A 19,350-nucleotide genomic window follows, 5' to 3' on the forward strand; every position below is an offset into this window, starting at 1 on the left:
GCCGGCAATCGATTCCACCCACCAGACCTGGAGGAAACACGAATGACCAACGACCTCCCTGAAGTTCAGGAGCGTGGCCCCGGCCCACGCCCTGGACCTCCGCCAGGTGGGCCCCCCGTGCTGTCAGACGTGTGGGTCTACAACGGGCGGGCCTATGACTTGAGCGATTGGATCGCCAAGCATCCCGGCGGAGCCTTCTTCATCGGACGCACCAAAAACCGCGATATCACCGCGATTATCGCCTCGTATCACAAAGACCCTGCCGTGGTCGAGCGCATCTTGGAACGCAAGTACTCGTTGGGTCGCGACGCAACGCCGCGCGACATCCATCCCAAGCACAACGCACCGCCGTTTCTGTTCAAGGACGACTTCAACAGCTGGCGTGACACCCCGAAGTACCGCTTCGACAACAACGAAGATCTGATGCACCGGGTCAAGGCGCGGCTGAAGGAGCCCGCGCTGGCGGCCCGAATCAAGCGAATGGACCGGCTGTTCAACGTTGTTGTCGTGATGCTGGCGATCGGGTATTTCGCGGTCCAAGGCGTTCGATTGGTCGAACCACGATGGATGCCGTTGTGGGCCTTCGTGATTGCCATGGTCGTGTTGCGCAGCTCGCTGGTTGGCTACGGCCATTACGCATTGCATCGCGCCCAGCGAGGTCTGAATCGGGTCTTTTCCAACACCTTTGACCTGAACTACGTGGCGCTGGCCTTGGTGGTCGCCGACGGACACACGTTGCTGCACCACCCGTACACCCAAAGCGATGTGGACATCAAAAAGAACGTGTTCACGATGATGATGCGCTTGCCCAGGCTGTATCGCGTTCCGGTGCACACCGTGCACAAGTTCGGTCACCTGGTCACCGGCATGGCGATCCGCATCGCCGACGTGTGGAAGATGACCCGCAAAGTGGGTGTCGAAGAAGGCTACGGCAGCTGGCGTAACGCGTTGCCCCACTTCCTCGGATCCTCGGGTATCCGTCTGCTGTTGGTGACCGAGATGATCATCTTTTTGGCCTTCGGTGACTTCTGGGCCTGGGCACTGCAATTCGTCGCCACGTTGTGGGTCAGCACGTTTTTGGTAGTTGCCAGCCATGAGTTCGAGGACTTCGAGGACCAAGACGCCGAGCCCGAGATCAACGGGGAAGACTGGGGGGTCGACCAGGTCGAGCACGCCAACGACCTGGTGGTGATCGGCAACCGCTACGTCGACTGTTTCCTGTCGGCCGGATTGAGTTCGCATCGGGTTCATCACGTTCTGCCGTTCCAGCGCAGCGGATTCGCCAACATCGTGACCGAGGATGTGTTGCGGGAAGAGGCGGCGAGATTCGGTGTGCAGTGGCTGCCGCCGAAGAGTTTCCTCACCGACCGGTTGCCCAAGTTGTGCCGCACGTATCTGTTGTCGCCGTCCCGCCAGGCGCGGGAACGCGATTGGGGCTTTCTCCGCGAGCACTTTTCGCCCGCGGCGTGGAAAGAGAGCGTCAACTACGTGGCTGGCGGCTTCGTCGGAATCGGGTCGGTATGAGCACCGCAGCTGAGAGCGGGGCCGTGCTCCCCGCCGAAGACGGACCCGAAGTCGAACTGGCCCAACTGCCGCCGGCCCCGCCCACCACGGTGGCGGTCATCGAAGGCATCGCGACCGGCTACCCGCAGCGGGCGGTCGAGCAGTCCGAGGCGGCCGACCGCGTCGCCGAGCTTTTCGTCGACACCCAACAGCGGGAACGGATTCCGCGCATCTACCAGAAGACGCGTATCGACACCCGTCGCATGGCGGTCGATCCGCTGGACCCGCAGTTCGATGCGTTTCGGCGCAACCCGGGCACGATACGTGACCGGATGAACATGTTTTTCGAGCATGCGGTTCCGCTGGCGGTCGACGCGAGCAGGCGCGCGTTGGCTGGCCTGCCCTATGGCGTGGACGAGATCGGTCAGTTGGTTTTCGTCACCAGCACCGGGTTCATCGCACCGGGGGTTGATGTCGCGATCGTCAAGGAACTAGGCCTGCCCCGGTCAGTGTCGCGGGTCGTGGTCAATTTCATGGGCTGTGCCGCCGCGATGAACGCGGTTCGGGCCGCGGCCACTTATGTTCGGGCCCACCCCAGTATGAAGGCGCTGGTGGTGTGCATCGAATTGTGCTCGGTGAACGCCGTTTTCGCCGACGACATCAACGACGTCGTCATCCACAGTCTGTTCGGCGACGGATGCGGGGCGATGGTGATCGGGGCCAGCCAAGTTCAGCAGCCGCTGCCGGCGGGCAGTGTGGTGATACGCAGCAGCTTCACCCGGTTGCTCGACGACGCCGAGGACGGCATTGTGCTCGGCGTCAACCACAACGGCATCACCTGCGAGCTGTCAGAGAACCTGCCCGATTACATCTATCGCGGAGTCGAACCCGTCATCGCAGAAATGTTGCACGACAACGGGTTGACGAAGTCCGACATCGATCTGTGGGCGGTCCACCCGGGCGGTCCGAAGATCATCGAGCAGTCGGTGCGTTCGCTGGGAATACCCAGCGAACGGGCGTCGCACAGCTGGGAGGTGCTCGCCCGGTTCGGCAACATGCTGAGCGTATCGCTGATCTTCGTGCTGGAAATGATGGTGCGCCAAGCGGAGTCGACGAAGGCGATCTCGACGGGTGTCGCGTTCGCGTTCGCGCCGGGGGTCACCGTCGAAGGCATCCTGTTCGACATCATCCGGCGGTCGTCATGAACTTCGAATACGAAAGTAGCCGGCAAATGGTGGTCTCCGACCGAGTGCTGTACCGCGAGTTGATGACTGACAATCTGCGCTGGGATGCCCTGCAGTTGCGCGACGGCGACATCATCATCTCGACGCCGCCCAAGTGCGGCATGACCTGGACGCAGCGCCTGGTGTCGCTGATCGTGTTCGACGGCCCGGATCTGCCCGGTCCGTTGTCGACGGTGTCCCCGTGGCTGGATCAGACCATCCGTCCCCTCGACGAGGTCATCGCGATCCTCGATGCCCAGCAGCACCGTCGGTTCATCAAAACCCATACGCCCTTGGACGGCCTGGTGCTCGACGACCGGGTCACCTATCTGTGCGTGGGACGCGATCCGCGTGACGCGGCCGTGTCGATGCTGCATCAGACGACCAATATGGACCGCGATCGGATGCGGCTGCTGCACGAGGCGGCGGTGCCGGCCGAACAGCGGCTGGGACCACCGGCTCCCCAACCGGGCAGCGGGCGCGGCGTCGTCGAAGAGTTCCGGCACTGGTTGGAAGGCCCGGCGTTACCGCCCCCGGGGGTCGGGTTCACCCCGCCCAAGGGGATCGGCACCCTGGCCAACGTCATGCACCAATTCGGCAAGGTGTGGGAGCGGCGTCACCTGCCCAACGTGGCGCTCTTCCACTACGCCGACTACCAGGCAGACCTGGTGGGGGAGATGGTGCGACTAGCCGGGGTTCTCGGTTATAACCTGAGCCGTGATCGCGCGCGGGAGTTGGCGCAGTACGCCACGCTCGGCGAAATGCGTTCTCATGCTTCCGAAATCGCGCCCAACACCACCGACGGCATCTGGCGCAGCGACGAGCAGTTCTTTCGTCGCGGCGGCAACGGCGAGTGGCAGGAGTACTTCACCCGCGACGAGTACCGGCGCTACAACCATCGGATCAACCAGTTGGGTGCACCGGAGATGCTGGCCTGGGCGCACGAGGGCCGGCGGGGCTGCGACCCCGAGGACGCGTGAGTTCAGGCGCCGGATCAGGTTGCTTGGCGTCGCAGCGCTTTGACGTACCAGAAGGACATCTCGGTTTCGGTTCCGTCCAATTCGCGGTTCAGCGTGACGGGGTCGGCCGACTCGATGTCCCAGCCGGCGCCGTCGAGGACCTCGCGCAGCGTCTGCTCTGACACCGATGGCCTCTTGAACGCGATACCTTCCTCGCTCGACGTGTTGCTGTCGCAGAAGCAACTGATCAGCAGGGTGGCGCCCGGCCGGGTGGCGCGGTGCACCGCGGCCGCGTAGCTGCGTTTGCCCTCGTCGTCGAGGCAGTGGAACATGCCGCTGTCGACGACCGTGTCGAACGCGTCGGTGTAGCCGTCGAGCCTGGTGGAGTCGGTGACCGCGAACGTGACGTTGATGCCGGCGTCGGCGGCGCGCTGTTCGGCGGTGCGCAGGGCGGTCGGAGAGATGTCCAGACCGGTGACGGTGTAGCCGTTTGTGGCCAGGTAGATCGCGTTGTCGCCGAGCCCGCAGCCGATATCGAGCACGTCGCCGTGTACCCAGCCGGAGTTGTGCCAGGCGACGACGCTTTCCTTGGGCGCCTTGGTATCCCACGGCGGCGTCGGGACAGGCGGCAGGCCTTCACCCGGGCTTTCACCGCGGTAGAGAGCGTCGAAATCGATGTGGGGGGAGAAACTCGGGTTGCTCATTTCCGCCAGCGTAGGCTCGCGCGGGCGGTGTGGCGAAAATTTCACGACGGTTTCGGTTGCGCATAATTACGGCAGCTACCCGCGGCGAGCCGGGCCGATACCGGTTGTCAGCCTTTAGGGTTGAGTGCTATGGGCGGACCGGACAATCACGTGAAGCGCTGGCGCACAGTGCTTCACGTAGCCGTGTCGGCATTGGTAGTTGCCATCCTCGGACTCGCGGGCACCCCTCCAGCTCATGCGGCCGCGGCCACCGCGACGCTGTCGGTGTCACATACGTGGCAGGACGGTTTCATCGCCCATTTCGCCATCACCAACTCGAGCATCGCGCCGCTAAGTGATTGGCGACTTGAGTTCGACATGCCGGCGGGCCAATCCGTCTCGCACGCGTGGAACAGCACTGTTACCCAATCTGGCACGCACTATGTGCTCACTCCCGCGAACTGGAATCGCGTCGTCGCGCCCGGTGGTTCAGCCACAGGTGGTTTCCGAGGCGTGCTGCGCGGCACCTACTCGCCCCCGTCGAATTGCGTGCTCAACCGGCAATACCCCTGCAGCTAGCGGCGCGACCGCTGCGACGCTCGGGGCACGCCCCAAGCCTCTCCGGGGAGTGCCATCTCTTTTGCCCGCCTCCGAGCGACTAATTTTGCGGACTACGCAGCGGCGACGTCGTAGTCGCTCGGAGCCGGGCAAATACATACATATCTTCCTGCCGGGGCTGCCGGGGCAGTTGTGACTCATGTGATGAGTGCTCCGCCATGCGCACTAAACGCTGCGCGCGTCCTTCCCAACGGCGGATTCGTCCGACGTAGGCCCGTGCTAGGCTGCCCGGCAGTCGACATCCTTTAACGATCCGTCCGGAGAGGCGGAGAAGGAGGTCAGGATCCCGCATGGGTAATGCGCGAGAACTGATGTCAGCGGCCGATGTGGGCCGCACCATCTCCCGCATGGCGCATCAGATCATCGAAAAGACCGCGCTGGACAACCCCGACTCCAACCGGGTGGTGCTACTCGGAATTCCGACGCGCGGCGTGACTCTGGCCAGCCGCCTGTCCGCCAACATCGCCGAGTACAGCGGCGTGAAAGTCGGTCACGGCGCACTGGATATCACGCTCTACCGTGACGATCTGATGATCAAACCCCCACGGCCACTGGAAGCGACGTCCATTCCGCCCGGTGGCATCGACGACGCGCTGGTGATTCTCGTCGACGACGTGCTGTACTCCGGGCGCTCGACGCGCTCCGCGCTGGACGCCTTGCGCGACGTGGGCCGGCCGCGGGCCGTGCAACTGGCGGTGCTCGTCGACCGCGGCCATCGCGAGCTGCCGATCCGAGCCGATTATGTCGGCAAGAACGTGCCCACCTCACGCAGCGAGAGCGTGCACGTACAACTCAACGAGGACGACGGTCGAGATGGCGTGGTGATCACCCGATGACTCCGAGGCACCTGTTGGCCGCGGGCGATCTCACCAGGGACGAAGCCACCGCGATCCTCGATGACGCGGACCGGTTCGCCCAGGCCCTCGTCGGTCGGGACATCAAAAAGCTGCCCACATTGCGAGGTCGCACCGTGGTCACCATGTTCTACGAGAACTCCACCCGCACCCGGGTGTCGTTCGAGGTGGCCGGCAAGTGGATGAGCGCCGACGTGGTCAACGTCAGCGCATCCGGATCCTCGGTGGGCAAAGGCGAGTCGCTGCGCGACACCGCGCTGACGCTGCGCGCGGCCGGCGCCGACGCGCTGATCATTCGGCACCCCGCATCCGGGGCGGCGCATCTACTGGCCGACTGGACTTCTGAGGCCGCGACGGCGACAGGCCCGTCGGTGATCAACGCCGGCGACGGCACCCACGAGCATCCCACCCAGGCGCTGCTGGACGCCTTGACCATCCGGCAGCGCCTCGGCGGCATCGACGGGCGTCGCATCGTCATCGTCGGCGACATCCTGCACAGCCGGGTCGCCCGCTCGAACGTCATGCTGCTGCACACCCTGGGCGCCGAGATCGTGCTCGTGGCACCGCCGACGCTGCTGCCGCGCGGCGTCGAAAACTGGCCGGTCACCGTCTCCAACGACTTCGACGCCGAACTGCCCGCCGCCGACGGCGTGCTGATGCTGCGGGTGCAGGCTGAGCGGATGAACGGCGGCTTCTTCCCGTCGGTGCGCGAATATTCGACGCTCTACGGGCTGTCGGCGCGGCGCCAGGCGTTGTTGCCCGGGCACGCCGTCGTGCTGCACCCGGGCCCGATGCTGCGCGGCATGGAGATTTCGTCCTCGGTGGCTGACTCATCGCAATCTGCTGTGCTGCAACAGGTTTCCAACGGGGTGCACGTGCGGATGGCGGTGCTGTTCCATGTCCTGGTGGGGGCGACGGAAGAAGAGGGCGCGGCATGAGTGTGCTGATCAGGGGGGTTCGTCGCTACGGCGAAGGCGAGCAAATAGACGTACTCGTCGACGACGGCCAAATCGCCGACATCGGCACCGATCTGGCGATCCCGGATCTTGCTGACGTCATCGACGCCACCGGCCATGTTCTGTTACCCGGGTTCGTGGACCTGCACACACACCTGCGTGAGCCTGGCCGCGAATACGCCGAGGACATCGAAACGGGTTCGGCCGCAGCCGCTTTGGGCGGCTATACGGCAGTGTTCGCAATGGCCAACACCCATCCGGTCGCTGACAGCCCCGTGGTTACCGACCACGTCTGGCACCGAGGTCAGCAGGTCGGCCTGGTGGACGTGCATCCGGTGGGCGCGGTCACCGTCGGGTTGGCCGGCGTCGAGTTGACCGAGATGGGCATGATGAAAGCCGGTGCGGCCCAGGTGCGGATGTTCTCCGACGACGGCATCTGCGTGCATGACCCGCTGGTGATGCGCCGCGCGCTGGAATACGCCACCGGTCTTGGTGTGCTGATCGCCCAGCATGCCGAAGAACCCAGGCTGACCGTCGGCGCCGTCGCGCACGAAGGGCCGGCCGCCGCGCGGCTCGGCCTGGCCGGATGGCCCAGGGCTGCCGAAGAATCCATTGTCGCGCGCGATGCACTGCTGGCGCGCGACGCCGGTGCCCGGGTGCACATCTGCCACGCTTCCACCGCGGGCACCGTCGAGATCGTGAAATGGGCCAAAGCTCAAGGCATTTCGATCACAGCCGAGGTGACTCCGCATCACCTGCTGCTCGACGACAGCAGGCTGGCCAGCTACGACGGCCGAAATCGGGTCAACCCGCCGCTGCGCGAAGCCTCCGACGCGGTTGCGCTGCGTCAGGCACTGGCCGACGGGACCATCGACTGTGTGGCCACCGATCACGCCCCGCACGCCGAGCACGAAAAGTGTGTCGAGTTCTCCGCGGCGCGACCCGGGATGCTCGGCTTGCAGACGGCGCTGTCGGTGGTGGTGCAGACGATGGTGGAGCCGGGCCTGCTGAGCTGGCGCGACGTCGCCCGGGTGATGAGCGAAAACCCGGCCCGCATCGTCGGATTGCCCGATCAGGGCCGTCCGCTCGAAGTGGGGGAGCCGGCCAATTTGACTGTGGTCGACCCCGCCGCCACGTGGACCGTTACCGGCGACGAGCTGGCCAGCCGGTCGGCCAACACCCCGTATGAGTCGATGACACTGCCGGCCAAAGTGACGGCGACGCTGCTGCGCGGAAGGGTCACCGCCCGCGACGGGAAGAGTCCGGCATGAACTCAGGCACGCTGGTGGGATCGCTGATCTTCGCGGCGGTGCTGGTGGTGGTACTTGCCGTGGTGATCCAGCTGATGATGCGGGGCTGGCGGCGCCGGGCCGAGCGGCAGGTGGAGCTGATCGGCGAGTTGCCCGGCCTGCCCGACGAGGTGGGCGCCGCCGAGGTCACCACTCAAGGTCTGTACGTCGGTTGCACGCTGTCGCCGGCCTGGAACGACCGGGTCGCGGTGGGCGATCTGGGTTACCGCAGCAAGGCGGTGCTGACCCGCTACCCCGAAGGGATCCTGGTCGAACGTATTCGTGCACAACCTATTTGGATCTCACGCGAGTCGCTGGTCGGCCTGCGCACCGAGCGGGCTATCGCGGGAAAGGTCGCAGCCCGCAACGGGCTGTTGGCAATTCAGTGGCGGCTGCCCACCGGCACCGAGATATGCACGGGTTTTCGGGCCGACAACCGCGACGAGTATGCGAAGTGGCTAGAGGAGGAGAGCGGCTCAAGTGAGTAAAGCGCTGCTGGTGCTCGAAGACGGGCGCGTCTTCACCGGCACCACATTCGGAGCGATCGGTCAGACGCTGGGGGAAGCCGTATTCAGCACCGGCATGTCCGGCTACCAGGAGACGCTGACCGACCCCAGCTATCACCGCCAGATCGTGGTGGCTACCGCCCCGCAGATCGGCAACACCGGGTGGAACGACGAAGACGGCGAGAGCCGTGCCGACAAGATCTGGGTCGCTGGTTACGCGGTGCGCGACCCCTCGCCGCGTGCTTCCAACTGGCGTGCCACCGGCACGCTGGAGCGTGAGCTGGTCCGGCAGCGCGTCGTCGGGATCGCCGGAATCGACACCCGCGCGGTGGTGCGTCACCTCCGCAGCCGCGGCTCGATGAAGGCCGGCGTGTTCTCCGGCGCGGCACTGGCCGAGCCCGAAGAACTGGTCGAACGCGTCCGTGCCCAAGAGCCGATGCTGGGCGCCGACCTGGCCGGCGAGGTCAGCACACCTGACAGCTACATCGTCGAACCCGAAGGGGCGCAGGGGCTTCCGAGGTTCACCGTGGTGGCTTTGGACCTCGGTATCAAGACCAACACGCCGCGCAATTTCGCCAGTCGCGGGATCCGCAGCCACGTGCTACCGGCGTCGACGACCTTCGAGCAGATCGCCGAAATCAAGCCGGACGGTGTGTTCCTGTCCAACGGTCCGGGCGACCCCGCCACCGCGGATCACATCGTCGCACTCACCCGCGAGGTGCTCGGCGCCGGAATCCCGTTGTTCGGCATCTGCTTTGGCAACCAGATCCTGGGCCGCGCCTTGGGCTTGTCTACCTACAAGATGGTGTTCGGACACCGCGGAATCAATATTCCCGTCATCGACCACGCCACCGGCCGGGTCGCCGTGACCGCGCAGAACCATGGCTTCGCGTTGGAAGGGGAAGCCGGCCAGTCCTTCGACACCCCGTTCGGGTCAGCCGTAGTCAGCCACACGTGCGCCAACGACGGCGTGGTCGAAGGCGTCAAACTCAAGGATGGACAAGCGTTTTCGGTGCAGTACCATCCCGAGGCCGCGGCCGGACCCCACGATGCGGAATACCTGTTCGACCAATTCGTCGACCTGATGGAAGGGGACCGCTAGTGCCATCGCTGCCGAGCGTGCACAAATGCACGGCGACACGCCATAAACCTTGTACATTTGCGCACCTTCACGCCACGGAAGCGGGCCGCTAGTGCCGCGGCGCACCGACCTCAACCACGTGCTGGTGATCGGCTCCGGGCCGATCGTCATCGGCCAGGCCTGCGAATTCGACTATTCCGGCACCCAGGCCTGTCGAGTATTGCGGGCCGAGGGGCTGCAGGTCAGCCTGGTCAACTCCAACCCGGCCACCATCATGACCGACCCCGAGTTCGCCGACTTCACCTATGTCGAGCCGATCACCCCGGCGTTCGTCGAACGCGTGATCGCCCAGCAGGCCGAGCGCGGCAACAAGATCGATGCCCTCCTGGCTACGCTCGGCGGGCAGACGGCGCTCAACACCGCGGTCGCGCTGTCGGAGAACGGGGCGCTGGAACGCTACGACATCGAACTCATCGGCGCTGACTTCGAAGCCATCCAGCGCGGCGAGGACCGGCAGCGCTTCAAGGACATCGTCACCAAAGTCGGCGGCGAATCCGCCCGCAGCCGCGTGTGTTTCACCATGGACGAAGTTCGCGAGACGGTCGACGAACTCGGTCTGCCGGTGGTGGTGCGGCCCAGTTTCACGATGGGCGGGCTCGGCTCAGGCATGGCGCGATCGGTCGAAGAGGTCGACCGGATGGCCGGGGCGGGCCTGGCCGCCAGCCCCAGCGCCAACGTGCTGATCGAGGAATCGATTTACGGCTGGAAGGAATACGAGCTCGAGTTGATGCGCGACGGGCACGACAACGTCGTGGTGGTCTGCTCGATCGAGAACGTCGACCCGATGGGTGTGCACACCGGCGACTCGGTCACGGTGGCGCCCGCGATGACGTTGACCGACCGGGAATACCAGCGCATGCGCGACCTGGGTATCGCGATCCTGCGCGAGGTCGGCGTGGACACCGGCGGCTGCAACATCCAGTTCGCGGTCAACCCCAAAGACGGTCGACTGATCGTCATCGAGATGAACCCGCGGGTCTCGCGGTCCAGCGCGCTGGCCTCGAAAGCCACCGGATTCCCGATCGCCAAAATCGCGGCCAAGCTGGCCATCGGCTACACCCTCGACGAGATCGTCAACGACATCACCAAGGAAACACCGGCCTGTTTCGAGCCCACCCTGGACTACGTCGTGGTGAAAGCGCCGCGGTTCGCGTTCGAGAAATTTCCCGGCGCCGACCCCACCCTGACCACCACCATGAAATCGGTCGGCGAGGCAATGTCGTTGGGCCGCAACTTCGTCGAGGCGCTCGGCAAGGTGATGCGGTCGTTGGAAACCACCCGCGCCGGCTTTTGGACCGGTCCGGATCCGGACGGATCGGTCGACGATGTGCTGGCCCGCCTGCAAACGCCTACCGAAGGTCGGCTCTACGACATCGAATTGGCGCTGCGACTGGGTGCTTCGGTAGAGGGCGTGGCCCAGGCCAGCGGCATGGACCCGTGGTTCGTCGCGCAGATCGACGAACTGGTGGCGCTGCGCGCCGAACTCGTCGACGCTCCCGTCCTGGACGCCGATCTATTGCGGCACGCAAAGCACTGCGGCCTGTCAGACCGCCAAATCGCCGCGCTGCGACCGGAATTGGCCGGTGAAAACGGCGTCAGGTCGCTGCGGGAACGCCTGGACATCCGTCCGGTGTACAAGACGGTCGACACCTGTGCGGCTGAGTTCGAAGCCAAGACGCCCTACCACTACAGCAGCTACGAGCTCGATCCGGCTGCCGAAACCGAGGTGGCGCCGCAGACCGAGCGGCCGAAGGTGCTGATCCTGGGTTCGGGCCCCAACCGGATCGGTCAGGGCATCGAGTTCGACTACAGCTGCGTGCACGCGGCAACGACGTTGAGCCAGGCGGGTTTTGAGACCGTGATGGTCAACTGCAACCCCGAAACGGTGTCGACCGACTACGACACGGCCGACCGGCTTTACTTCGAACCGCTGACCTTCGAGGACGTCCTCGAGGTGTTCCACGCCGAGGACCAGTCCGGTGTCGGCGGGCCTGGGGTGGCGGGCGTGATCGTTCAACTCGGCGGCCAGACCCCGCTCGGCCTGGCGCAGCGGTTGGCTGACGCCGGGGTCCCCATCGTGGGCACGCCGCCGGAGGCCATCGACCTGGCCGAGGACCGCGGCGCGTTCGGCGACGTGCTGGCCACCGCGGGGCTGCCGGCGCCCAAGTACGGCACCGCAACCACGTTCACCCAGGCCCGCCGTATCGCAGCCGACATCGGCTATCCGGTGCTGGTGCGACCGTCCTACGTACTGGGCGGTCGTGGCATGGAGATCGTCTACGACGAGGAAACGCTGAAGGGGTACATCACCCGCGCCACCGAACTCTCGCCCGAGCACCCCGTGCTGGTGGACCGATTCCTCGAGGACGCGGTCGAGATCGACGTCGACGCGTTGTGTGACGGCACCGAGGTGTACATCGGGGGGGTGATGGAGCACATCGAGGAGGCCGGTATCCACTCCGGTGATTCGGCGTGCGCGCTGCCGCCGGTGACGTTGGGCCGCAGCGACATTGACAAGGTACGCAAGGCGACTGAGGCGATCGCGCACGGCATCGGTGTGGTGGGTCTGCTCAACGTGCAATACGCGCTCAAGGATGACGTGCTCTACGTCTTGGAGGCCAACCCGCGGGCAAGTCGTACGGTTCCCTTCGTATCGAAGGCGACCGCGATCCCTCTCGCCAAGGCGTGCGCACGAGTCATGTTGGGTGCCAGCATCGCTGCGTTGCGCAAGGAAGGCATGCTCGCCGAAACCGGGGACGGCGCCAGCGTCACCCCGTATGCACCGATCGCGGTCAAGGAAGCGGTCCTACCGTTCCACCGGTTCCGGCGTGCCGACGGTGCCGCAATCGACTCACTGCTCGGTCCGGAGATGAAATCGACCGGCGAGGTGATGGGCATCGACCGCGATTTCGGCAGTGCATTCGCCAAGAGTCAAACTGCCGCCTACGGCTCGTTGCCGACGCAGGGAACGGTGTTCGTGTCGGTTGCCAACCGGGACAAGCGATCCCTGGTTTTCCCGGTTAAACGGTTGGCCGATCTGGGTTTTCGGGTTCTGGCTACCGAGGGCACCGCGGAAATGCTGCGGCGCAACGGGATTCCGTGCGACGAGGTCCGCAAGCATTTCCAGTCACCGCAAGAAGGCCGGCCGGCGTTGTCGGCGGTGGACGCGATCCGGGCCGGTGAGGTCGACATGGTGATCAACACGCCGTACGGAAACTCCGGACCGCGTATCGACGGATACGAGATCCGGTCGGTCGCGGTGGCCGTCAACATCCCCTGCATCACCACGGTGCAGGGCGCCTCGGCTGCGGTGCAGGGGATCGAGGCGGGAATCCGCGGTGACATCGGCGTGCTGTCGTTGCAGGAACTGCACCGCTCCATGGGCACCCGGAGGTGACTGGTTTCGGGGTGCGCCTGGCGCAGGCCCGGTCCAGCCGCGGGCCGTTGTGCCTGGGCATTGATCCGCACCCCGAGCTGTTACGAGCCTGGCAGCTACCCACCACCGCAGACGGCCTGGCGGCGTTCTGCGACGTCTGTGTGGAGGCCTACGCCGGGTTCGCGATGGTCAAACCTCAGGTGGCATTTTTCGAGGCGTACGGCGCCGCCGGATTCACGGTGCTCGAACGCACCATCGCCGCGCTGCGGGCCAACGGGGTACTGGTGCTGGCTGATGCCAAGCGCGGCGATATCGGGTCGACGATGGCCGCCTACGCCGCGGCCTGGGCCGGTGATTCGCCGTTGGCCGCCGACGCCGTGACCGCTTCGCCTTATCTCGGGTTCGGCTCGTTGCGTCCGCTGTTGGAGGTCGCCTCCGCACACGACCGCGGGGTGTTCGTGCTCGCCGCCACGTCCAATCCGGAGGGGTCGACGGTGCAGCGCGCCGATGCCGGCGGACGCACGGTGGCCCAGTTGATCGTGGACCATGTCGGGGATTTCAACCGCGGAGCCAGCCAGAACGGCACCGCGACGCAGGAGGGATCGGTGGGAGTAGTGGTCGGCGCCACCGTCCTGCAGGCACCCGACCTGAGCGAGTTGGGCGGCCCGGTACTGGTGCCCGGCGTGGGGGCGCAGGGCGGTCGCCCCGAGGCACTGGCAGGCCTGGGCGGGGCGGCGTCGCATCAGTTGTGGCCCGCGGTGTCGCGCGAGGTGCTGCGTTCGGGACCGGATGTCGCCGCGGTCCGTGCCGCCGCCCAACGCATGCTCGACGCCGTCGACTATCTCAACGGGTAGGACGTTCCTAGCAAACTCACCGAGCGCCGTGCCGCTGGCTCCGGTCCCGGCCCAGTGCGCCGTCGCCGACGCCGTGTTGGACCTCTGGGGCCGGCGCGGCACGGGTACCCGAGCTGACGCCGGCGGGCACCTCCAAGGCATGCACAGCTTCGGCCCCGCCCGGGCAGTGGCCCGCTAGGGATCACCGCTGGGGCGCCGGATCGGAACGTCTGGTCCGTGCCGGCCGGACTGTTGGTTGCGCCATGCGGGTCCACCGCGGGCGCGGTCGCGGCGACGTTCGAGGGCGCGCGACACGCGCGAACGGCGAGAAAAATCCGTGACCTGCGGCACTGCGACCTGGGATTGTCTGCTATCGCGACCGGCCACGGCGGCACACACCGAGGCGATCAGGTCCGTTCAGTTCCGCGAAACCGCAGTTAGAACGCACTATTCGGGCTCGGAGACGACCCCTGCGGACACGACCGCCGGGGCGGCTTCGCAGACCGCGGAAGTTGCTGAGGAGGCCGCGCGACGCTGCCGCGAGGCAGGGCCGTGCCGGACGCACGCTGGACAAATGACCCCGCAACCGGGGGGTCGGGTTAGATTTCGTCAGGAAGCCTGAGTACGGTCGTCTGCGCTGGCTGGAGTACCCGGCCAAGACAAAGTAGATCGACAGATATCCGACAGATATCGATGAGAGACGGAGGAATCGTGGCCCTTCCCCAGTTGACCGACGAGCAGCGCGCGGCCGCGTTGGAGAAGGCTGCTGCCGCACGTCGAGCACGAGCAGAGCTCAAGGATCGGCTCAAGCGTGGCGGCACCAACCTCACCCAGGTGCTCAAAGACGCCGAGAGCGACGAAGTCTTGGGCAAGATGAAGGTGTCTGCGCTGCTGGAGGCGTTGCCGAAGGTTGGCAAAGTCAAGGCGCAGGAAATCATGACCGAGCTGGAGATCGCGCCGACCCGTCGCCTGCGTGGTCTTGGCGACCGTCAGCGCAAGGCCCTGCTGGAAAAGTTCGGCTCCTAACCCTCCTGACGATGCAGGCCAGACGGCCTGTTGTGGGGGTACCGACCCGGGAGCGCCAGTGAGCGCCGGCGGGGGACCGGATGGTAGGACGGCTGTCGGAAGAACAGTCGTGCTGTCCGGTCCCTCCGCGGTCGGTAAGTCGACGGTGGTCCGGTGTCTGCGGGAGCGGATACCGGACTTGCACTTCAGCGTTTCGGCCACGACGCGGGCACCCCGGCCGGGGGAAGTCGAGGGCGTCGACTATCACTTCGTCACCCCCGCCCGCTTTCAACAACTGATCGATCAGGGCGAACTGCTCGAATGGGCCGAGATCCACGGCGGATTGCATCGCTCGGGCACCCTGGCCGAGCCTGTGCGGACCGCGACCGGCTCCGGATTTCCGGTGCTCATCGAGGTCGACCTGGCCGGCGCCCGAGCCGTCAAAAGCGCGATGCCAGAAGCGACCAGCGTCTTTTTGGCCCCGCCCAGTTGGGAGGATCTGGAGGCCAGGCTGGTGGGCCGGGGCACGGAAACTCCCGAGGTTATCCGGCGCCGATTGGATACCGCCCGCATCGAGCTGGCAGCCCAGGACGACTTCGACGTCGTCGTGGTAAATCGCCGATTAGAGTCTGCGTGCGCAGAATTGGTATCCTTGCTGGTGGGAAACGCGCCGCAGCCGGCGTAAGTCTCTTTCAAGTTCTTATTCGTCAACCCGCTCTATGCCGCCAGGAGAATTTCTACGTGAGTATTTCGCCGTCCGACGCGTCGTTGGCCGCCGTTCCCGCAGTGGACCAGTTTGATCCCGCCACGGGAGGCGCAAGCGCCTACGACACCCCGTTGGGCATCACCAACCCGCCCATCGACGAGTTGCTGGACCGCGTGTCGAGCAAGTACGCGCTGGTGATTTACGCGGCCAAGCGGGCCCGTCAGATCAACGACTACTACAACCAGCTCGGCGAGGGCATCCTCGAATACGTCGGCCCGTTGGTCGAGCCGGGGCTGCAGGAAAAGCCGCTTTCGATCGCGATGCGCGAAATCCACGCCGACCTGCTCGAACACACCGAGGGCGAGTAACGGGCCCGGCGCGCCATGGGAAGTGAGCGCAGCACGCGGGTCTCAAAGAGGGTCTCAAAGAGAGTCATAGTCGGAGTCTCCGGCGGTATCGCGGCCTACAAGGCCTGCACGGTAGTCCGTCAGCTCGCTGAGGCAGGTCACCACGTCCGGGTCGTTCCCACCGAATCCGCGTTGCGCTTTGTCGGTGCCGCCACCTTCGAGGCGCTCTCGGGGGAGCCGGTGCACACCGGCGTCTTTCAGGACGTACCGGAGGTGCCGCACGTCCGTCTCGGTCAGCAGGCCGACCTGGTGGTGGTCGCCCCGGCCACCGCTGACCTGCTGGCCCGCGCCGTCGCCGGGCGCGCTGACGATCTGCTGACCGCAACGCTGCTCACCGCGCGATGTCCGGTGATGTTCGCACCGGCGATGCACACCGAGATGTGGTTGCACCCGGCGACCATCGACAATGTCGCGACCCTGCGCCGGCGCGGCGCGGTAGTGCTCGAACCCGCCTCCGGACGCCTCACCGGCACTGACAGCGGCGCCGGCCGACTGCCCGAGGCCGAGGAGATCACCACGCTTACCCACCTGCTGCTGGAGCGTCACGATGCGCTGCCGTATGACCTTGCGGGTTGCAAGGTGTTGGTCACTGCGGGCGGCACCCGTGAGGCGATCGACCCGGTGCGCTTTATCGGCAACCGCAGTTCCGGCAAGCAGGGCTATGCCGTTGCGCGCGTGGCCGCCCAACGCGGTGCCGAGGTCACGCTAATCGCCGGGCACACCGCGGGACTCATCGACCCGGCCGGGGTCAACGTGGTCCACGTCAGTTCCGCAGAGCAACTCGGCGACGCGGTGTCCAAGCACGCGCCGGAAGTGAACGTGCTGGTCATGGCTGCAGCGGTGGCGGATTTCCGCCCCACCGCGGTGGCCACCGCGAAGATCAAGAAGACTGCTGACGCGGCGCCGACGATCGAGTTGGTGCGCAATGACGACGTGCTGGCCGAGGCGGTGCAGGCCCGATCGCACGGTCAGCTGCCCAATATGCGCGCCATCGTCGGGTTTGCGGCCGAGACCGGCGACGCCAACGGGGACGTGCTGTTCCATGCCCGGGCCAAACTGCGGCGCAAGGGCTGCGACCTGTTGGTCGTCAACGCCGTCGGCGACGGCAGGGCGTTCGAGGTGGACAGCAACGACGGGTGGCTGCTGGCGGCGGACGGAACCGAGTCGGCGCTGCAGCACGGGTCCAAGACGTTGATGGCGAGCCGTATTGTGGACGCGATCGCGACATTCCTACACGGGGACCCCGGATAACACAGATACTTCAGCGGATGACTCGTGGCCGGGCAGCGTGGCCCGTCGGGAACCCGAGAAATTTGCGGACGACCGGGTGACTCCGGTTTGCTAAGAGGCAACAAGAATAATTCGCCTAACTAACGTTTGGGCTATCGAAAGGACATGAGGGTGAGCGAGAAGGGTCGGCTATTTACCAGTGAGTCGGTGACCGAGGGGCATCCAGACAAGATCTGCGACGCAATCAGTGACTCGGTTCTCGATGCGCTGCTGGCGGGCGACCCGCGCTCCCGGGTTGCCGTCGAGACGCTGGTGACCACTGGCCAGGTGCACGTGGTGGGCGAGGTGACCACCTCGGCGAAAGAGGCGTTCGCCGACATCACGAACACGGTGCGCGAGCGGATCCTCGAGATCGGCTACGACTCGTCGGACAAAGGTTTCGACGGAGCTTCCTGCGGGGTCAACATCGGCATCGGCGCCCAGTCGCCCGACATCGCCCAGGGCGTCGACACCGCGCACGAGGCCCGCGTGGAGGGCGCTGCCGACCCACTGGACTCCCAAGGCGCCGGCGACCAGGGCCTGATGTTCGGTTACGCGATCAACGACACCCCCGAGCTGATGCCGCTGCCGATCGCGCTGGCGCACCGGCTGTCGCGGCGGCTGACCGAGGTGCGCAAGAACGGCACGCTGGATTACCTGCGGCCAGACGGCAAGACTCAGGTCACCATCGAATACGAGGACAATGTCCCGGTGCGGTTGGACACCGTCGTGGTCTCCACTCAGCACGCCGACGGCATCGACCTGCTTAAGACACTCGATCCCGACATCCGCCAGCACGTGCTGGCCACGGTGCTCGAAGACCTGGCGCACGAGACGCTGGATTCGTCGTCGACGCGGGTTCTGGTCAACCCGACCGGCAAGTTCGTCCTGGGCGGACCAATGGGCGACGCGGGGCTGACCGGACGCAAGATCATCGTCGACACCTATGGCGGCTGGGCACGGCACGGTGGGGGCGCCTTCTCCGGCAAGGACCCGTCCAAGGTGGACCGGTCGGCGGCGTACGCGATGCGCTGGGTGGCCAAGAACGTGGTGGCAGCGGGGCTGGCGGAGCGGGTTGAGGTGCAGGTGGCTTACGCCATCGGCAAGGCCGCCCCCGTCGGGCTGTTCATCGAGACGTTCGGCACCGAGGCGGTCGACCCGGTCAAGATCGAGAAGATCATCCCGGAGGTCTTCGACCTGCGGCCCGGTGCGATCATCCGCGACCTGAACCTGCTGCGTCCGATCTACGCGCAGACCGCTGCCTATGGGCACTTCGGGCGCACTGACGTCGAGTTGCCCTGGGAGCAGCTGGACAAGGTCGACGACCTCAAGCGCGCCATTTAGCCCTCTCGCCGAGCAGACGCAGAATCGCACAAAAGCTCGTCTTCTCGTGCGATTCTGCGTCTGCTCGCGGAAAATTACGGCAGCTACTGCACCTCGGGCGGCAGCGGGTGGTCGGGATCCAACCCGATCAGGCCGTCGATGCTGTGCTGGTTGCGGCCAATTGAGCGCTGGTACGCCTCGTCGGGCTGCTTGGCGTGATAGGTGTCGAGCACCGGGCGGTCCTCGACGAGTTCGTAGTAGGGCACCGCGAAACCGCATGCGTCGGCGATCCGTTCCACGTCGACGACGATGGCCGCCCGCACGCCAGGATGCAGGTCTTTGAAATGTGCTCGCACACGGGCGAATTCGTGGTCATCGGGGCGCACGATCCGGCCCCGTCCGAACAGGCGCAGGATGCGGGAATTGCGGGTGAACGAAACGAACATCAACGTGATGCGGCCATTGTCGCGTAGGTGCGCAATGGTTTCCACGCCGCTGCCGAACAGGTCGAGATAAGCGACGGTGTGCTCGTCTAGCACCGCGAAAGTGTCCGCATATCCCTTGGGCGAGAGGTTGACCCGGCCGCCCTGCGACGGCGCGGTCGCCACGAAGAACATGGCCTGCTCGGCGATGAACTCCCGCAACGACTCGTCGATGTGGGGGAACACTTTGGCCATCGTGGCAGCCTAGCGTTCTCGC

18 protein-coding genes are annotated in these 19,350 nt (G+C 65.8%); 16 read left to right on the top strand and 2 right to left on the bottom strand.

Features of this window, described 5'->3' with window-relative positions:
- Window positions 1–42: 42 nt before the first annotated feature.
- Genes A5634_RS25335 through A5634_RS25345 form a run of 3 tightly spaced genes read left to right on the top strand, consistent with a single transcriptional unit; the run spans window position 43 to window position 3,706 of the window.
- Window positions 43–1,524, top strand: coding sequence for a fatty acid desaturase (locus tag A5634_RS25335; protein WP_155769728.1), 1,482 nt, complete (start codon window positions 43–45; stop codon window positions 1,522–1,524).
- Window positions 1,521–2,708 (top strand): type III polyketide synthase, encoded by a 1,188-nt coding sequence (locus tag A5634_RS25340; RefSeq protein WP_065146779.1) that lies wholly within the window; start codon window positions 1,521–1,523, stop codon window positions 2,706–2,708. The genes A5634_RS25335 and A5634_RS25340 overlap by 4 nt, the downstream gene beginning before the upstream one ends.
- Before the next feature lie 26 nt (window positions 2,709–2,734).
- The gene (locus A5634_RS25345) at window positions 2,735–3,706 is read left to right on the top strand and encodes a sulfotransferase domain-containing protein (RefSeq protein ID WP_216638762.1); all 972 of its coding nucleotides are present in this window, start codon (window positions 2,735–2,737) and stop codon (window positions 3,704–3,706) included.
- A gap of 14 nt (window positions 3,707–3,720) precedes the next feature.
- Here A5634_RS25345 and A5634_RS25350 read toward each other — a convergent pair whose 3' ends face one another.
- Window positions 3,721–4,389 (bottom strand): class I SAM-dependent methyltransferase, encoded by a 669-nt coding sequence (locus tag A5634_RS25350; RefSeq protein WP_065146781.1) that lies wholly within the window; start codon window positions 4,387–4,389, stop codon window positions 3,721–3,723.
- A gap of 129 nt (window positions 4,390–4,518) precedes the next feature.
- Here A5634_RS25350 and A5634_RS25355 point away from each other — a divergent pair, with 129 nt between their 5' ends.
- From A5634_RS25355 to metK, 13 genes are all read left to right on the top strand, one after another.
- Window positions 4,519–4,947, top strand: coding sequence for a cellulose-binding domain-containing protein (locus A5634_RS25355; protein ID WP_065146782.1), 429 nt, complete (start codon window positions 4,519–4,521; stop codon window positions 4,945–4,947).
- A 329-nt stretch (window positions 4,948–5,276) separates the two neighbouring features.
- Window positions 5,277–5,822 carry a bifunctional pyr operon transcriptional regulator/uracil phosphoribosyltransferase PyrR gene (pyrR, locus tag A5634_RS25360; protein ID WP_065146783.1) on the top strand — a complete coding sequence of 182 codons (546 nt, stop codon included), beginning with the start codon at window positions 5,277–5,279 and terminating at the stop codon, window positions 5,820–5,822.
- Complete coding sequence (locus A5634_RS25365) at window positions 5,819–6,778, top strand: aspartate carbamoyltransferase catalytic subunit (protein ID WP_065146784.1); 960 nt, start codon at window positions 5,819–5,821, stop codon at window positions 6,776–6,778. The genes pyrR and A5634_RS25365 overlap by 4 nt, the downstream gene beginning before the upstream one ends.
- The gene (locus A5634_RS25370; RefSeq protein ID WP_065146785.1) at window positions 6,775–8,067 is read left to right on the top strand and encodes a dihydroorotase; all 1,293 of its coding nucleotides are present in this window, start codon (window positions 6,775–6,777) and stop codon (window positions 8,065–8,067) included. Before A5634_RS25365 ends, A5634_RS25370 begins: the two co-directional genes overlap by 4 nt.
- A complete protein-coding gene (locus A5634_RS25375; protein WP_065146786.1) occupies window positions 8,064–8,573 on the top strand; it encodes a PH-like domain-containing protein in 510 nt (169 codons plus the stop codon). Before A5634_RS25370 ends, A5634_RS25375 begins: the two co-directional genes overlap by 4 nt.
- Window positions 8,566–9,693 carry a glutamine-hydrolyzing carbamoyl-phosphate synthase small subunit gene (gene carA, locus A5634_RS25380; protein ID WP_065146787.1) on the top strand — a complete coding sequence of 376 codons (1,128 nt, stop codon included), beginning with the start codon at window positions 8,566–8,568 and terminating at the stop codon, window positions 9,691–9,693. Before A5634_RS25375 ends, carA begins: the two co-directional genes overlap by 8 nt.
- Window positions 9,694–9,784: 91 nt before the next feature.
- A complete protein-coding gene (carB, locus tag A5634_RS25385) occupies window positions 9,785–13,129 on the top strand; it encodes a carbamoyl-phosphate synthase large subunit (protein ID WP_065146788.1) in 3,345 nt (1,114 codons plus the stop codon).
- Window positions 13,126–13,962, top strand: coding sequence for an orotidine-5'-phosphate decarboxylase (gene pyrF / locus A5634_RS25390; protein ID WP_065146789.1), 837 nt, complete (start codon window positions 13,126–13,128; stop codon window positions 13,960–13,962). Before carB ends, pyrF begins: the two co-directional genes overlap by 4 nt.
- A gap of 690 nt (window positions 13,963–14,652) precedes the next feature.
- Complete coding sequence (gene mihF, locus A5634_RS25395) at window positions 14,653–14,967, top strand: integration host factor, actinobacterial type (protein WP_036355303.1); 315 nt, start codon at window positions 14,653–14,655, stop codon at window positions 14,965–14,967.
- 58 nt (window positions 14,968–15,025) lie between these two features.
- Window positions 15,026–15,631: a guanylate kinase gene (gmk, locus tag A5634_RS25400; RefSeq protein ID WP_065146790.1), complete on the top strand. Its 606-nt coding sequence runs from the start codon at window positions 15,026–15,028 to the stop codon at window positions 15,629–15,631.
- Between the two features lie 56 nt (window positions 15,632–15,687).
- Window positions 15,688–16,020 carry a DNA-directed RNA polymerase subunit omega gene (gene rpoZ, locus A5634_RS25405; protein WP_065146791.1) on the top strand — a complete coding sequence of 111 codons (333 nt, stop codon included), beginning with the start codon at window positions 15,688–15,690 and terminating at the stop codon, window positions 16,018–16,020.
- A gap of 15 nt (window positions 16,021–16,035) precedes the next feature.
- A complete protein-coding gene (gene coaBC / locus A5634_RS25410) occupies window positions 16,036–17,310 on the top strand; it encodes a bifunctional phosphopantothenoylcysteine decarboxylase/phosphopantothenate--cysteine ligase CoaBC (RefSeq protein WP_065146792.1) in 1,275 nt (424 codons plus the stop codon).
- Between the two features lie 150 nt (window positions 17,311–17,460).
- Entirely contained in the window at window positions 17,461–18,672 is a 1,212-nt protein-coding gene (gene metK, locus A5634_RS25415) for a methionine adenosyltransferase (protein ID WP_065146826.1), read from the top strand.
- An 83-nt stretch (window positions 18,673–18,755) separates the two neighbouring features.
- Here the strand turns inward: metK and A5634_RS25420 are convergent, their stop codons facing one another.
- On the bottom strand, window positions 18,756–19,328 hold the full coding sequence (locus A5634_RS25420) for a pyridoxamine 5'-phosphate oxidase family protein (RefSeq protein WP_065146793.1): 573 nt from the start codon (window positions 19,326–19,328) through the stop codon (window positions 18,756–18,758).
- Window positions 19,329–19,350: the final 22 nt, after the last annotated feature.

It is taken from the genome of Mycobacterium asiaticum, from assembly GCF_001673365.1.
Lineage (GTDB): Bacteria > Actinomycetota > Actinomycetes > Mycobacteriales > Mycobacteriaceae > Mycobacterium > Mycobacterium asiaticum_A.